Source organism: Vandammella animalimorsus (genome assembly GCF_002288875.1).
In the GTDB taxonomy this organism is placed as follows: Bacteria; Pseudomonadota; Gammaproteobacteria; order Burkholderiales; family Burkholderiaceae_C; genus Lampropedia; species Lampropedia animalimorsus.
In genome coordinates this window covers 874,573-890,387 of sequence record NZ_NTBH01000001.1, presented here as the reverse complement: position 1 = coordinate 890,387, position 15,815 = coordinate 874,573, and the positions used below count along the sequence as shown (strand labels likewise).

12 protein-coding genes, 1 tRNA gene and 1 pseudogene are annotated in these 15,815 nt (G+C 62.8%); 12 read left to right on the top strand and 2 right to left on the bottom strand.

Annotation, left to right across the window (positions count from 1 at the left end):
- The first annotated feature begins 3 nt into the window (after window positions 1–3).
- The 3 genes from CLI93_RS03750 (at window position 4) to CLI93_RS03740 (ending at window position 4,824) form a co-directional block, all read left to right on the top strand.
- On the top strand, window positions 4–780 hold the full coding sequence (locus tag CLI93_RS03750; RefSeq protein WP_095543482.1) for a pilus assembly PilX family protein: 777 nt from the start codon (window positions 4–6) through the stop codon (window positions 778–780).
- Window positions 781–802: 22 nt separating this feature from the next.
- Complete coding sequence (locus CLI93_RS15330) at window positions 803–4,345, top strand: pilus assembly protein (protein ID WP_095543481.1); 3,543 nt, start codon at window positions 803–805, stop codon at window positions 4,343–4,345.
- A gap of 71 nt (window positions 4,346–4,416) precedes the next feature.
- Window positions 4,417–4,824, top strand: coding sequence for a type IV pilin protein (locus CLI93_RS03740; protein ID WP_095543480.1), 408 nt, complete (start codon window positions 4,417–4,419; stop codon window positions 4,822–4,824).
- A 141-nt stretch (window positions 4,825–4,965) separates the two neighbouring features.
- Here CLI93_RS03740 and rtcR read toward each other — a convergent pair whose 3' ends face one another.
- Window positions 4,966–6,636, bottom strand: a complete 1,671-nt coding sequence (gene rtcR, locus CLI93_RS03735; protein ID WP_095543479.1) for an RNA repair transcriptional activator RtcR — start codon at window positions 6,634–6,636, stop codon at window positions 4,966–4,968.
- 392 nt (window positions 6,637–7,028) lie between these two features.
- Between rtcR and CLI93_RS03730 the strand changes: the two genes are divergently transcribed.
- From CLI93_RS03730 to CLI93_RS14710, 4 genes and pseudogenes are all read left to right on the top strand, one after another.
- A tRNA-Ile gene (locus tag CLI93_RS03730) sits at window positions 7,029–7,102 on the top strand.
- A 359-nt stretch (window positions 7,103–7,461) separates the two neighbouring features.
- Window positions 7,462–8,607, top strand: coding sequence for a slipin family protein (locus tag CLI93_RS03725; protein ID WP_095543478.1), 1,146 nt, complete (start codon window positions 7,462–7,464; stop codon window positions 8,605–8,607).
- A gap of 505 nt (window positions 8,608–9,112) precedes the next feature.
- Window positions 9,113–9,847, top strand: a complete 735-nt coding sequence (locus tag CLI93_RS03720) for a hypothetical protein (protein WP_095995675.1) — start codon at window positions 9,113–9,115, stop codon at window positions 9,845–9,847.
- Window positions 9,848–9,949: 102 nt separating this feature from the next.
- Window positions 9,950–10,136: pseudogene (locus CLI93_RS14710) on the top strand (IS481 family transposase); the annotation flags it as partial.
- A 30-nt stretch (window positions 10,137–10,166) separates the two neighbouring features.
- Here the strand turns inward: CLI93_RS14710 and CLI93_RS03715 are convergent.
- Window positions 10,167–10,649, bottom strand: coding sequence for a hypothetical protein (locus CLI93_RS03715; RefSeq protein ID WP_143326982.1), 483 nt, complete (start codon window positions 10,647–10,649; stop codon window positions 10,167–10,169).
- A 181-nt stretch (window positions 10,650–10,830) separates the two neighbouring features.
- Here CLI93_RS03715 and CLI93_RS03710 point away from each other — a divergent pair, with 181 nt between their 5' ends.
- From CLI93_RS03710 to CLI93_RS03690, 5 genes are all read left to right on the top strand, one after another.
- On the top strand, window positions 10,831–11,847 hold the full coding sequence (locus tag CLI93_RS03710) for a ribonuclease Z (protein ID WP_095995673.1): 1,017 nt from the start codon (window positions 10,831–10,833) through the stop codon (window positions 11,845–11,847).
- Complete coding sequence (locus CLI93_RS03705) at window positions 11,844–12,182, top strand: zinc-ribbon domain containing protein (RefSeq protein ID WP_238946609.1); 339 nt, start codon at window positions 11,844–11,846, stop codon at window positions 12,180–12,182. Before CLI93_RS03710 ends, CLI93_RS03705 begins: the two co-directional genes overlap by 4 nt.
- Window positions 12,183–12,238: 56 nt before the next feature.
- A complete protein-coding gene (locus CLI93_RS03700; protein ID WP_143326981.1) occupies window positions 12,239–13,060 on the top strand; it encodes a hypothetical protein in 822 nt (273 codons plus the stop codon).
- A gap of 293 nt (window positions 13,061–13,353) precedes the next feature.
- Entirely contained in the window at window positions 13,354–14,298 is a 945-nt protein-coding gene (locus tag CLI93_RS03695) for an ADP-ribosylglycohydrolase family protein (protein WP_095995671.1), read from the top strand.
- A gap of 333 nt (window positions 14,299–14,631) precedes the next feature.
- Complete coding sequence (locus CLI93_RS03690; RefSeq protein ID WP_095995693.1) at window positions 14,632–15,804, top strand: RtcB family protein; 1,173 nt, start codon at window positions 14,632–14,634, stop codon at window positions 15,802–15,804.
- The last annotated feature ends 11 nt before the right edge of the window (window positions 15,805–15,815 follow it).

The following is a 15,815-nucleotide window of genomic DNA, read 5'->3' as shown; positions in this document are numbered from 1 at the left end:
GCCATGACGACTATTCATCATCACATCGTTTCTCGTCCGGCAGTGCGCCAGCGCGGCGTTGCGCTGTTCATCGTACTGGTGATGGTTTTGCTGGGCATGCTGCTGGCCCTGTGGGCTTCGCGCTCGGCGCTGTTCAATCAGATGGTGGTGGGCAACGATGCCGATTACCAGCGTGCATTTGCTGCCGCCCAGGCCATGCTGCAGGATGCAGAACTCGACATTCTGCGCGAAAGCCCCGATGGCTCAATCTGCACGAAAGATGCCAGCGTGCCTCAACGCTGCCGGGCCGGCGCTACCCTGTACCCCCCACAAGGGGCGGAGGAGATCACCCCGCTGCTGGCCCAGCTCAGCGGCGCGGGCGCTTCGCAATGCATGCACGGCCTGTGCACCAAGCGCGGCACTACCGCATACAAAGGCCAGAACTTTTGGAGCGACGCCACCTTGCTGGCCGCCATGCAGCAAGCCAATGTGGGGGCGCGCTATGGCCAATTCACCGGCGCCACTGCGGGCAGCAACACCGATGAGATTGGCGCTGCCGGCAGCGCCATCCTCAACCAGAGGGGCGATGGCAATGTCGGCGCCTGGTACTGGATCGAGGTGCTGCCCTATACCGATGCGGCCCAGAGCGCAGGCCTGATCGTGGGCGGGGCGGCCAACCTGGTGCCCTTGAGCGTCGATCCGCTGGTGGTGTACCGCGTCACTGCCATTGCCTACGGCCGAAAAAATGGCACCCGCGTCGTGCTGCAGCAGACTTTTGTGCCTCAAAAACTCAAAGATTAATTTCCCGTAGTGGAGGATTCTCATGTTTAAGAAAACCGCCCTTTATCAAGCAGTTCTTTCTCTGCTGGCTGTGACAGGCGCGTCGCAGTTGATGGCCGCGCCTTTGGAGCTGGCTGATACGCCCCCCGGTACGGGTTTTAAACCGCCTAAGCCTAATGTGATTTTGTCCTTGGATAATTCAGGGAGTATGTCTTGGGATATTGATGGATGTCGAACGGTAGACTCAATCCCAATTTATGGTGGAGGGGTCGTTTATAATGGCGTTGTTTATGTGCGAAATAACGCTGGGGAGTCCCAGTGTCGCTATGAACTAAACTCTGGCGGTTATGCAACAAGGAATCAAGTTGGTAGTTGGGGGCGGTTTAGGTTGTATACCTTGCCCGGTCAGGGGTCTCAGAGATTTTTCAAGGCAGATCCTGGTCAATCGCGCATTCGCACGTTGAAAAGTTCGCTTGCAACGGCGATGACCAATGTAGTGGCAGATGGCTCCATCCGAATGGCATGGCAGTCCATGCACAACAATGGTGAAACCTTTGATGCCAGGAGCCTGACGCAAGGCTCTCTGAATTCTATGAAGCTGTTTGAAGGTACACATCGCAGTACATTCCAAGCTTATCTAAACTCGTTGAGGCCGAGTAGTGGTACACCTTCGCACCGTATGATGCAACAGGCGCATAACTATATGTCCAGTGCGCAAGGGGTCAATAGCCCATGGGCAAAAAATCCTGGTGTGGCTGCTGAGCCTTATTTGGGATGCCGTCGTGCCTATCACATTTTTTTGACCGATGGTTCATGGAATAGTCAGTGGCCAGCGATTTTGCCTACGGGTAATTTGGATAATGACGGTGTGTCTAATATTGGGGGGACGCCCGAAAGCTACAATCCCAATGCTGGCTATGCAAAGGTATTTCGCGGTGAAGAGTCGGGTACGTTGGCTGACTGGGCTTTCAAAAGCTGGATTACTGATTTGCAGCCCTCAATAAGAAATGAGGTGGCGCTTTTGCCAGATTATCTGAACGCGCCCTCTGAAACTACGGTGGGCAGTGTTGTGGTGCCCAGATTCTGGAATCCGCGTTACAACCCAGCGACTTGGCAGCATTTGATCACTTTCTCTATTGGCTACAGTAGGTCTGCCTATGAGTGGGCGCCATTTCCGCAATTTGACCAGTCTTGGGTCACGGCGGACCCTACCGTCCTGGCCGACAATTACGGTGGTGATTTCAACCGGTTGTATACAACTACGCAGAGTTGGCCTGTGCTTGAGGTAGGTGTGACGGCAGATCGATCTTCGACGCGTCCCTCCGACTTGTGGCATATGGCGCTGAACAGCCGGGGCAAGTTCTATCCTGTTGATAGCGGAGAGCGCCTGACAGCGGCCTTTACCGAAATCTTTAAGCGCATCAGCGCCGATACCCAGCCCGGTACCACAGCCACGGCGGCCAGCGGCAGCAACAACGTGTTCACCGATGTGGGCCTGTTCACATCCACTTTTGACTCGGCCAGGGCCTGGAAGGGTTATGTCGAGGCTTGGACTTTGAACACCGAAGGCCAGCGCAGCCCCAACATGACGTGGGGCATGAATGGCACCAATCCGCGCAATACGGCCGACATGTTGGATGATTTGACCGAGGATCAAATCAAACAGCGCTTGATTCTCACCACCAACGATGCGACTGGGCAAGGCGTGCCCTTTGTCTGGCGTACTGCGAGTGGCAGCCAGCCGCTCAGTCAGGCGCAGCGCGACGCTTTGTCGGGCGGGGCAGGGGCGGCCGACCCTGATGAGGGCAAAAAACGCATCGACTTTTTGCGTGGCAGCCGCACGCTGGAGACAGATGCCAACTACCGCACGCGCCAGTCGCGCCAGGGCGATATTGTCAATTCCAGCATTTGGTACGTGGGCAAGCCCGCCAGCGGCTATGGCGATGCCAGCTACCTGCAATTTGCCAAGAACAACCGCCAAAGCGCCGATGACGCCATGATTTACGTGGGCGGCAACGATGGCATGTTGCATGGCTTCTCGGCCAAGGATGGCAGGGAGCGCATTGCCTATATACCCAAGGGCATTGTGCCGGGCCTGCGTGAGCTGACCTTGCCCAGCTATACGCACAAGTTCTATGTCGATGGTTCGCCGTTTGCGGGCGATGCCAAAATTGGTGGCTCTTGGAGAACCGTGCTGGTGGGCACCCTGGGCGCGGGCGGGCGCGGCTACTTTGTGCTGGATGTGACCAAGCCCGACGATTTTTCTGCCAACAACGCTGCCAGCCTGGTGCTGCTCGATGCCACGGAAATCCCGCGCAATTTGACGGGCGCGCCCGACCCCACAGGCGTGGATGCGGACCTGGGCCATATTTTCAGCGCGCCAGTCGCGCACGAAACCTACCCCATGCGCGCCGCGCAAGTGGCACAGATGAACAACGGTCGTTGGGCCGTCGTGCTGGGCAATGGCTACAACAGCGCCAATGAGCAGCCGGTGCTCTACATCCAGTATTTGGATGGCGACAAGAGTGTGCGCAAGATCGAGGCCATCACCAGCTCAGCCACAGCCACGGTTGAAAACAAGAGCGAGAATGGCCTGTCTGCCCCGCGCCTGGTGGACATCAATGGCGACGATAGGCCCGATGTCATCTACGCTGGCGACCTCAAGGGCAACCTGTGGAAATTCGATGTGAGCAGCGATTCGCCCAGCGACTGGGGCGTGGCCTTTGGCGGCCAGCCCTTGTTCACGGCCTGCAAACGCACGGACGCTGGCCAGGTCAGCAACCCCTGCGTGCGCCAGCCCATCACGGCCGCGCCCACAGTGCGCGCTCACCCCAAAGGCGCTGGCATGATGGTGGCGTTTGGCACGGGCCGCAATCTGACCATGGAGGACCGATCCGCCACTGAAACACAGGCCATTTATTCGGTGCTGGACAACACCCGTTACAAGCCGCGCACCTCTGCCTCTGCCAAGCTGCTGCAAGTGCATCCGGGCGGGACTGAGGGTGGCGCCACCATTCCTGCGCCGCAGGCTTTGCCGGCCGCGACAGCGCTGGTTGCCCAGAAGGTGGCAAGCGCTACGACACACTCGGGCGTGGGCGTCAGCGCCGGCACCGACTTCTGGGCCACCAGTGGGAATGAGGTGGATTGGAATAACCCAGCGACCAAGGGCTGGTTCCTCAACCTGCCCGCCAGCGGCGAGCGCCTGTTGCAAACCATGCCCTTCTACGACGGCAGCAACATCCTGGCCGTGAATACCCAGGTTCCGGCGCGGGGCTCGGGCGATCTGGAGGATGAGACCTGCTCGGCCGTGCCTGAGGCGGGCAAGCGCTACCTCACCATGCTCAACATCATGACGGGCAAGCCGCCTTCGGTGCAGCTGATGGATTTGAATGGCGATGGCTTCTACAACGGAGATGACAACAACGTCTCGCGCATGTCCCTGTTGCCCGACAGCATGACGGCCATCAAAACCGATCGGAACACCGTGGTCACCAGCTCTGGTGGTGGCCAGCCAACACCCCAGGAAAACAAGCTGGCCTTGATGCCCATTCAGGCCTTGCGCCCCAGCTGGCGCCAGCTCCAATAACGCCGCACATCACGGAGGCTTGCATGGCATTCATACAGACTTCTTTGCGCGCATCGCGCCAATCGGCACCCATGAAATCTCAGGGCTTTACCTTGATTGAATTGATGATCGTCGTGGCGGTGGTGGCCATTCTCTCGGCCATCGCCTATCCCAGTTATCAAGAGTACGTGCGCCGTGGCCACCGGGCCGAGGCCAGGGCAGGCTTGCTGCAAGCCGCCCAGTGGATGGAGCGCGCCGCCACGGCACAGGGTACGTACCCGCGGACGGGGCAGTTCCCGGCAGGACTTCGGGCTGTGCCCAATGGGCGCTACACCATCGCATTGAACTCCACCGATGGGGCCAGCTTCACGCTGACGGCCACGCCTCAAGGCGCTCAGTCGGGGGACAGGTGCGGCGCCTATACCTTGAGCAATACGGGCTTGCGTGGCGCCAATGGAAGCACCAGCGGCGCGATCGTGACCGAGTGTTGGGGGAAGTGATCGCGCGCCAACGCGCCTTCTTGTTCCAGAGCAAAAAGCCGGCGTGATGCCGGCTTTTTGCATGCCTGCATGAGCGTCAGGGCGGCGGCGGCTGGGCTTGAGCAGCAATCTTCAAGCCTCCATGGCTGCGGCACGCTGTATTCAGTCCTCGGAGGAGTGGGCCTGGATGTCCGCCCAGCTCAGCCCGAAGCGGGCCAGGTATTTGCGCAGGCGGTCGCTGTCGTTGGCGGTGCTGCGCCGGGTGCGCGAGTGGTTGAAGAGCTGGCGGCCGGCGTCTGCCAGGTTGGCGCTGCGCTGGCACAAGGCGATGACGGCGCGCAGTTGCAGGCGGTCGAACAGGTCCAGCGCGGCCAGCCGTTCGGGCCCGAGCAGGGCGTGCAGCAGTGCGTCTTCGTCGTGGCCGTGGTTGGCGGCAGTGCCATCGGCGTCATTGCCAGCGGGCGCGGCATCGGCACCGGCTTCGGCCTTGCCGTGCCACAGCCATTCGAGGCGGGCGATTTCGGCTTCGACCAGGGCGCTGCCGATGCGGCCGCCTTCGGCCAGGGTGGCCAGGCGGGTGATGCTGGCGGCCAGGTCGCGGAAGTTGCCGCGCCAGGGCGCCCTGGGCGATTGGGCAAAGGCGAGATAGCGCGCCCGCGCCTCGCTGCTCAAGCGCGCCAGGTGGCCGTCTTCGCTGGCGTGGCGCGCGAGCAGGTGGTCGATGTTGGGCTCGATGTCCTCGGGCCGCTCGGCCAGGCCGGGCAGGTGGTAGGTCCAGAGGTTGATGCGCGCGAACAGGTCTTCGCGGAAGCGCCCGGCGGCTACCTCGGCGCGCAGGTCGCGGTGGGTGCCGGCGATGAGCTGGAAGTCGCTTTCCACCTCCTGGTCGCTGCCCATGGGGTAGAAGCGTTTTTCTTCCACGGCCTTGAGCAGCATGGCCTGTTCGTCCAGGCCCAGCTCGCCGATCTCGTCCAGAAACAGCACCCCGCCATCGGCGCTGCGCAGCAGCCCGGCGCGGTCGGCGGCGGCGCCGGTGAAGGCGCCGCGCTTGTGGCCAAACAGGGTGGAGGCGGCGCCATCGCCGCGCAGGGTGGCGCAGTTGACCTCGACAAAAGCGCCCTGCACCTGGTGGCGGGCCTTTTTCAGTTCGTACATGCGCCGCGCCAAGTGCGATTTGCCCGCGCCGGTGGGGCCAACCAGCAGGATGGGCGCGCGCGAGCGCACCGCCACGCGCTCGATTTCGTCGATCAGCGCATTGAAGCGCGCATTGCGCGTGGCGATGCCGCTTTTGAGGTGCGCGCGTGCCTCGCGCTGGGCCTGGCGAAAGCGTTGGGCCAGCGCGTCGTAGCGCGAAAGATCCAGGTCGATCAGGGTCAGGCTGCCGGGCTGCTCGCCGTTTTGCCGCCGGGGCGGGCTGGTTTGCAGCAGCACGCCGGGGATGAAGCGCGCCTCCACCAGCAGGAACAGGCAGATCTGCGCCACGTGCGTGCCGGTGGTGATGTGCACCCGGTAGTCCTCGCGCGCGCTGTCGAAGGGGTAGCTGCGCGCCCAGTCGTACAGCCCGGCATAGACCTCGCCGAAGTCCCAGGGGTCGTTCAACTCCATCGGGACGAGGTTGACCTGGGTCGCGGGCGACAGCTCGGCAATGTCGGCCAGCACGCGGTCTGCCAGGCGCTGATAGCGGCTGGCGTAGAACAGCTCCAGCCTGTCCACTGGCCAGGCCGCCTGCTGCACCAGCGACACCGTGGGCCGCCATTTCTCCCACCGGCCCTTGCCGCCGCCTGCATCAAGCTGTGTGCCCAGGTAGCCGATGACGACGTTTTTCTTGCCCATATCGAAAGTAGATTAAAAGCTAGAAATGGCGAATTGATTATCCAATATTCTATTTCGAACCACGCGGTCAATCGCTGAGATGGCCTTGTGCATTTTGGGCTGAAAAAAATTTTTCTTTGAAATCAATGGCTTAAAAACATTTTTAGCCCATCTGGGGCGACTTGGCACGGCCTTTGCAATCCAACAAAGCGTCAGACGTGAGTGCCTGTCGCTCGCAGGCCAGGGTTGGGGCCAAAGGCCCGCCCTGCCGGTGCTGGTGGCCGCCCGCTGAGGCTGATGAGGCCGACATGGGCGTTGCGCATCCGGTATGCCGCGCGGCGCGAGCGTCTGACACGGCATGGGCGTGGAAGCCGACGTTTCGTCCCCGGTTCGACTCCGGGCATGCCTCCACTGGTAGCTCAGTTGGATAGAGCAACGTGCCGATAACACGTGTGTCGCGGGTTCGACTCCCGCCCATCCTTCCCCAGCCGCAAGGCTGGCTACAAGTGAAACGGTCGCAAGACCACCCGCCGAACCGTGGCAGGCCGGGCAGGGCAGGGCCTTGGGGGCTTGAACTGCACCGGCCAGCCACACGCCCTGGCGGCTTTGCGCTGGCAGCGCCCGGCTGCGTGTTCTCGCACGTGGCCAGGCGCAGGCCGCGGGGCCGTGGCGGCATGGCCAGCCGGGCCGGATGCGCGTGTTTTTTCGCGCCATCCCACCCCGGCCCGCCATGCCCCGCCCCCGCGCCACGCCAGCCCGTCGCCAGAGCCTGTTCAAAGACTTTGAACAGGCCCTCGGGCAGGTTCGGCACCTTTTGATGTTGTTGTTGCGAGAGAGAAGAAAACCATGAAAACCTACGGCTACAAGACCTTCCAGGTGAACAAAAACGAGCGCGGCCTGTTGCTGCGCGGCGGCGACTTCGCGCGCGTGCTGGGCCCCGGCAAGCACCGCATCTGGGCCTTGGGCGAGGCGCTGCAGGTGCAGCGCTTCGGGCAGGACGCGCCAGCCTTCACCCACCCGCTGGCCGACTACCTGATGGCGCACGAGCCCGAGGTGCTGGCCCAGCACTTCGTGCGCGCCGAGCTGGGCGAATCGGAAGTGGGCTTGCGCTACGAGGACGGCCTGCTGGCCGAAGTGCTGCCTCCCGGCACCCGCCGCCTGTACTGGAAGCACCTGCACGAGGTGCGTGTGGAGGTGCTGCCGCTGCCGGCTGACGCCCGCATCGCGCCCGAGCTGGCCGCGCGCCTGCAGCAACTGGCCGAGCGCCGCGGCCCGGCCAGCCTGGCTGGCGGCGTGCTGCTGACGCAGGTGCCGCAGTTCCACACCGGCCTGCTGTGGCTGGACGGCCAGTTGCAGGCCGCGCTGGCGCCCGGCGTGCACGGCTTCTGGCGCTTTGGCCGCAGCCTGGCGGTGGAGGTGGTGGACCTGCGCGCCCAAACCGCCGAGGTCGCCGGGCAGGACATCCTCACCCGCGACAAGGTCGGCCTGCGCCTGAACCTGGCCGCCGTGTGGCGCTATGCCGATGTGCAGGCCGCCTTCGCGCAACTGCCCAAGCCGGCCGAGCACGTCTACCGCGAGCTGCAATTCGCGCTGCGCGCCGCCGTTGGCCAGCGCACGCTCGATGCCCTGCTGGACGACAAGGCCGCCATCGACAGCGCCGTGCTGCAAGCCGTGCGCGCCAAGCTGGCCGGCTGCGGCATCGCGCTGGAGAGCGTGGGCGTCAAGGACATCATCCTGCCCGGCGAGATGCGCAGCATCCTGGCGCAAGTGGTCGAGGCCGAAAAGGCCGCCCAAGCCAACGTCATCCGCCGCCGCGAGGAAACGGCGGCCACCCGCTCCCTGCTCAACACCGCCAAGGTCATGGAAGACAACCCCGTGGCTCTGCGCATGAAAGAGCTGGAAACCCTGGAGCGCGTGGCCGAGCGCATCGACAAGATCTCCGTCGTCGGCGGGCTGGATCAGGTCTTAAACGGGCTGGTCAAGCTGCGTTGAAGGGAGGTTGAACGTTGAACGTTCGGCGTTCAACCTGCCCCGACAGTTTTTTTGACACACAAAGGATTTCAGGGCGCGCTGGCACAGAAGGGAGCGCCACTGCCAAAAATGTTTGTGAACAACCGGCAGTCCGGGTAACACCGGGTGCGGCAGGCAAGTTGGTTGGCGATCAAGGTTGAGGATGCAGGTGCTGGCTCCGATGACGGGTCTGTCACTGGCGCGCGTTTCCAATCGCCGACTGGGCCAGTGGAGCTAAGGCAACGCTGAATAAGTCTCTCGCGCACGGCGTATCCCTGTCTGGGGCGGTCTGCTGCGTTGCAAAGCCTCGCAATAGCGGGGGCTATTGCTGCGGTTTGCGCCTTGCATCCCATCCCCACACAGGGATACGCCGCACTGCGGGGACTGATTCAGCGTTCCCTTAAACACCCTGGTTGCTGCATTGATGCGGGTTCGAATCCCGTCGCGCCCACCAACACCCACAAGAAAAACACCATGAGGCACGCCCATGAAAAGCGTACGAAAACCCAAGCGCACCACCGCGCCAGACTGGACGCCACAGGGCATGGGGCTGGCAGAAGACAAATACCAGGCAGCCTTGCGCTACCTGTTCGACCGCCCCGTGCCTGCCCGGCATGGGCAAGAGTGGTACTGGAACTGGGATGGAACGGAGGCCCCGTTCGACGCCACCCCGCTGGAGTGGACGCGCATCCAGACCGTGCTGTTTGCCAACGCGGGGCGCGACTTGGCACCCTACAGCGACGAGCAAATCGGCATGGGCCTGCACCATGTCATGAGCAACGATGCGGGCGATATTCCACTGGCCGCCATCGACCCCAGCGTACCGCTGGCCGAAGCCATGCGCATGATGCAGGCCTTCCCCAGGCTCTGGCAGGACTGCATCGGCCCGCGCCTGGCGCATGTGCGCACCGCCATCGGCCATGAGCCAGGACGGCTGGGCTTTGTCTGCTACATGTGGTTCGACGTCTGGCCCACTTTCTACCTTGCCAGACAGGTTCTGCTATGGCGCGATGCGATGTGGCACGTGCTCTCGGCCATGCTGGACGTGCCTTGCCGCGCCGTGCAAATCGCCGCCTTGCATGGACTGGGGCATGAGGGAGAGCATCTGCAACGCGAGCGGGAAATCCATGCGCGCATCGACGGCTTCATTCAATCACTGCGCGGCCAGGACCAGGAACTGGCCGACTACGCCCGCGCCGCCCGGCAAGGCATGGTGCAGTGAGCATTCATCAATACCGGAGCAAAGTGATGCCCTATATTTGTCGCATCCCGGACGATTGCATGGACAAAAAGCGCTATCCGCTATTCATTGCTTGTAATGAGCCAGCGCTTCAACAGCGCGCAAGACCTGCAGCAAACGCTGCTGCGCTACGTGGCCTTGTACAACCACCAACTGCCACAGTCTGCCCTCAAGGGTCAAACGCCCCTGCAGGCCATGAAACTGTGGTATCGAGGGCGGCCTGATCTGTTCAATAAGCGACCGATATGATCGGGTGGGATTTGAGACCTAGGGGCTGTTCACGCCGTTTCCGACCAGAAAATTACTCCAAATCGATCAAATACACCCCAGAATCCACCAAAATACCCGAGAAAGCACGGTCAACTTCTCGGATGGTGCAGTGCTTCATTAAAACTTGCGTGCCGTCAGTCGACTTCTTTTCTTCTTGACCCAGCACCTTATTGTTCAATGATATTTGATTGAGTGGAGATTCCGAGCAGCGAATGCGCTCATCCAGCGCACTGTTCCAAACCCCCATCTGCACGGATCTCAAAAAATCACTGCCCGATTGAAACCCAAACATCAATGCGGCATCCCCACCATTCACCTTGTAGCACAGCTCATAATATGGAGCTTCATACAGGTTTTTGGATTCCTGTGCGACCCCAAAAATTTTCTCCACCTCAGCTCGGGTGGTTTTATTCAAAACCAATGATTTGTCATTGACTTTGACTTCCTGAACGCATTCCTGTGATGCAAATACCATTGAAGAGAAAAACCCCAAAAAAACAATCAGTACCCTCATCGAACCACCTCCAATAAGTCACCACTTCTGAGCCGGTCACGCACCTCGCGCGGCATGATGATGCATCCTTCAGAAGCATCATTGGCTCGGTTGTCGCCATGAATTTGAAAGGCTCCGAGGTCACCGGCAAATCGCCCGCTTGGGCAAACCCGCGAACTCACCTGTATTCCGCATTTTCATCATGCTCCGTCTCACCTTCCTCGGCACCTCCTCTGGCCTGCCCACGCGCTGGCGCAATGTGTCGGCCCTGGCCGTGCAAGTGCCCTTGGCCGGACCGGGCTGGTATTTGGTGGACTGCGGCGAAGGCACGCAGCAACAATTGTTGCGCACACCGCTGGCCCTGCGCGATTTGGCCGGTGTGTGCATCAGCCACGTGCATGGCGACCACTGCCTGGGCCTGCCCGGCCTGCTGGCCAGCGCGGGCATGCACGGGCGCAGCCAGCCTTTGATGCTGGTGGCCCCGCTGCCGGTGTGGCAGTGGTGGCAGGCCACGCAGCAATGCACGGGCACGCACCTGCCCTATCCGGTGCACTTCATACCGGTGGAAAGCCTGCGCGCGCAGTCGCTGGATCTTCCCAGCGCCTCCGGCCAGGCGCAAGCCCATGTGCAAACCTATGTGCAATTGCGCCTGAGCACGCACGCGCAGCGCCACCGCGTGCCCAGCCACGCCTTCCGCTTTGATTTGCACCAGCAGCTGCGCCAGATCGACGCGCCCGCCCTGCGCGCGGCGGGCCTGCCGCCCGGCCCCGCCTGGGGCCAGCTGCAAGCCGGGCAAGACGTGCGGCACGCCGACCGCACCCTGCGCAGCGCAGACTTTGTGCGCACCCACACCCGCCGCCTGGCTGCCGTGATGGGCGGCGACAACGCCGACGCCCGAGTGCTGCGCGCCGCCTGCCAAGGCGCGGCCCTGCTGGTGCATGAGGCCACCTACAGCCGCGCCGCGCTGGACAAGGTTGGCCCTGCCTACATGCACAGCGCCGCGCACGACGTGGCCGCCTTCGCCCAGTCGGCGGGCCTGCCCGGCCTCATCCTCACCCACTTCAGCGCCCGCCACCACAGCGACGCGCAGCAAGCCCTGCTGATGCAGGAAGTGCAGGCCGCCTACCAGGGCGCGGCCTTTCTGGCACGGGACTTTGACGTGTTCACCCTGGACTTTGACGGGGCCTTGCGCCACATCCCATCGGGGGCTCACGCATGAAAAGCAGCAACAAGCAAAGGCGCGCCCAGCAGCAACAGCAACGGCTGGCGCGCACGCAAGACTGGCCAACGCGCAAGAGGCCCGCGCCCTCATCGCCCAAGCCGCGCGCCAGGGCGAGGGTGTGGCACTGGTCGACCAGGCCGTGCTGGCCCAGCACAACAACGCCACCTTTCTGCCCGGCTACTACATCGACCAACCCTTTCACCTGCTGCCGCTGCGGCGCGCAAGAGGTGTGGACCGCCAAGCAGCAAAAGTGGTGGTACGAAGTGGCGTACGGCCCCATCTACAGCGACGCCAAGCATTGCCGTACCTGCCGCGACTGCTCGCATTGGTAATTTGCAGCGTTAAGCGGTGAAAGTAGCGGCAAGAAACCCGCAGTAAAGAAACAGCCATGAACACCATGTCTTCCGCCTTGGCGGCTGCCATTGAACACGCCTACCGTGTTTTCAGCGCCTGCCCGCCGCCTGCCGGGCCGCTGGATGTGTGCATGCCCTGCTGCGTGGAGCCCGAGATGGAAGAGCAACTGCGTCGCCTGCCGCTGCGCCAGCTCACGCCCAAGCACCTTTATGAATACAACAACTCGGCCAAAAACGATGTGCAGAGCATCGCCGAGGTGGGCTATTTCCTGCCCCGTTTGCTGGAGCTGATTGCGCAAGGTAAAGAAGTGCATCACAGCACCGAGCTGTATCTGGACCGCCTGGGCCGCTGCCCGGCGGACAGCCTCAGCCCCGAGCAATGGCAGGCCGTGCAGGCCGTGGCGCAAGCCATGTGGGCTCAATCACTGAATCGCTACCCGTGGGAAAACGAATCGACACAGATTGGCTACACGCTGTTTGACACGCTGCTCATGTGGCACAAAGGCGGGCTTGACATCCAGCCCTTGCTGGATCTTTGGCTGCATACCGACACCCCACAGGCCACGCTGCAATACGCCGATTCGGCTTGGTTTGGCTATTGGGACGAGGGCTGCATCAGCAACGCCTTTGCCGATGACCAGCCCGAATACCAGCAGCGCATGACCGCATGGCTCAGCGACGAGGCGCACTGCCTCACCTTCGCACGCCGCCTGCTGGTGCTGGATTTGGCGCGAGCGCCTGACGTGGACAAATGGCGCTGGGGCGACTACTTCACGCCAGAGCAGCGTACGCAATGCCTGATCGACGCCATGACGCAAGGTCTTTCTGACGACGCCCTGCGCCAACTGCTGAACTGAAAAAGAGAAACCCATGAAAAACCAAGAAAACCTGAATGCCGAAACCATCCAGCAAGAGGGCAGGCGCTTCGTCTGAGCGCGACCATTGCCGATTGCCCTGAAGCGCTCGCCTTGGTCCGGTGAAGTTTGCTATCGCTTCAATCACCGTGGGCAAGACCTCCAGCCCTTGCTGCACAAGCTGGTGGAGCACGCTTCAATTCAGAGCATCAACCCCGTTCTGATTCGCAGAAGCCAGCAATTGCACGCCCCCGGCGTCAGTGCATCAAGACTTTCAAGCCATCAAAACAAGCGTTATGACCATATCTGCCGACATCATTCCCTCCACCGATACCGTGCGCGGCGTTTTGCTGGGCCTTGCCTTGGGTGACACGTTGGGAGCGCCGTATGAGGGCGGACTGCTGGCGCGCGGCCTGTGGGCGCTGCTGGGCCGCACGCCCGAGGGGGTGCGTCGCTTTACCGACGACACGCAAATGAGCCTGGATTTGGCTGAATCCTTGCTGGCCTGTGGCAGCCTGAATCAGGACGATCTGGCGCAGCGCTTTGCCCGCAGCTACCAGTGGCGGCGCGGCTATGGGCCTGGCGCAGCCAAGGTGCTGCGCCGCATCCGCGCGGGCCAACCTTGGCAGCAGGCCAACCGCAGCGTTCACCCTCAAGGCTCATGGGGCAATGGCGCAGCCATGCGCGCGCCCGTGCTGGCGCTGTGGCCTTTTGTCACCGAGCAGGCGCTGGCGCAGGCCGCGCGCCAGTCGGCGCAAGTGACCCATGCCCACCCGCAGGGCATGGCGGGGGCAGTGCTGCTGGCCCTGGCGACCCGCGCCCTCATGACGCCTGGCACCAACGCTGACGCCGTATTGACTGCCGCCCGCGGCGCCTTGTCGGATGCCGAAGCAGAAGCATTCGATCCCGCCTTGCGCACCGCTGCCGCCTGGCTGGCCCGGGGCGATGCGCCTACCCCGCGCCAGGTGGCGCGCATGCTGGGCCACGGCATCACGGCCCGCACCTCTTGCGTGACTGCGCTGTACCTGGCGCTGCGCCACCTTGAACAGCCTTTCGAGGCGCTGATCCTCTTTGCCACGGCCTGCCGGGGTGACACCGACACCATTGCTGCCATGGCCGGCGCGCTGTGGGGCGCCCGGCGCGGCGCCAAGGCCTTGCCTCCGCTGCGGCTGGAGCAGCAAGACCGCCTGGAAGATGCCGCTGGGCGCTTGCAGCGCTGCTGGCTGGACGCTGCGGCTTGAATGAATCATTGACGGCAGAGCGCCGCATCGACGAACCATCGCTTGCCCGAAGCGGGCCTGCCAGCGGCACGCACCCTGCAAAGACGGATGCACCCACCTGATCCACACACAACAACAGAATCACCCATGCGCACCGAACAACACACCGAACAAAGCATCGCGAACACTACCGCCGCCGATGACGCCGCCGCTGCCCGTCTCGCCCGCCGCCTGGCCGCCGCGCAATCGCGCCATGCGGCTGCTGAAGAAAAGCCGCAGCCCGAGGTTGTGGAAATCCGGGGCGAACACGGCAGCCACCTGCACGTGCAGCAAGGCAGCGCCGCGCCCATCAAGATGTGGACGCAGGGCGTGCCGGTGGAGGACGAGGCGCGCCAGCAACTGCTCAACGTCGCCAGCCTGCCCATCGTGTTCAAGCACGTGGCCGTCATGCCCGACGTGCACTATGGCATCGGCGCCACCATCGGCTCGGTCATTCCCACCGTGCGCGCCATCATCCCCGCCGCCGTGGGCGTGGACATCGGCTGCGGCATGATGGCCTGCAAAACCACGCTCACCGCCAGCGACCTGCCCGACAACCTCGGCCCCTTGCGCTCGGCCATCGAAAAAGCCGTGCCGCACGGCATGACGCCCAAAAAATACGGCCGCGACAAGGGCGGCTGGGAAACCCCGCCCGAGGAAACTGACGCCGCCTGGGCGCGGCTGGTGGATGAGTTCAACGCCATCTGCGACAAGCACCCGCGCATGCGCAACACCAACAACCACAAGCACCTGGGCACGCTGGGCGGCGGCAACCACTTCATCGAAATCTGCCTGGACGAGGCGCAAAGCGTGTGGATCATGCTGCACAGCGGCTCGCGCGGCGTGGGCAACGCCATCGGCACCCACTTCATCGAGCTGGCCAAGAAAGATGCCGAGCTGCACCAGCGCAACCTGCCCGATGCCAATCTGGCCTACTTCGAGGAAGGCGCGCAGTACTTTGGCGACTACGTGCAGGCCGTGGGCTGGGCGCAAAAGTTTGCCGCCGCCAACCGCGAGGTGATGATGACGCGCGTCATCCACGCGCTGCGCAACGTCATCGCCAAGCCCTTCGACACGCACGTGGAAGCCGTCAACTGCCACCACAACTACGTGCAGAAAGAAACGCACTTCGGGCAAGACGTGTTCGTCACCCGCAAGGGCGCGGTCAATGCCGAAAAAGGGCGGCTGGGCATCATCCCGGGGAGCATGGGCGCCAAAAGCTATATCGTGCGCGGCAAGGGCAACCCTGACAGCTTCAACAGCTGCAGCCACGGCGCAGGCCGCACCATGAGCCGCACCCAGGCCAAAAAGCAATTCACCGTGGCCGACCAGATCGCCGCCACCGCCGGGGTGGAATGCCGCAAGGACGAGGCCGTGATCGACGAAATCCCGATGGCCTACAAGGACATCGACGCGGTGATGGCCGCCCAGCGCGACCTGGTGGACGTGGTGCACACGCTCAAGCAGGTGCTGTGCGTGAAGGGGTGAGAGAAAGCCCA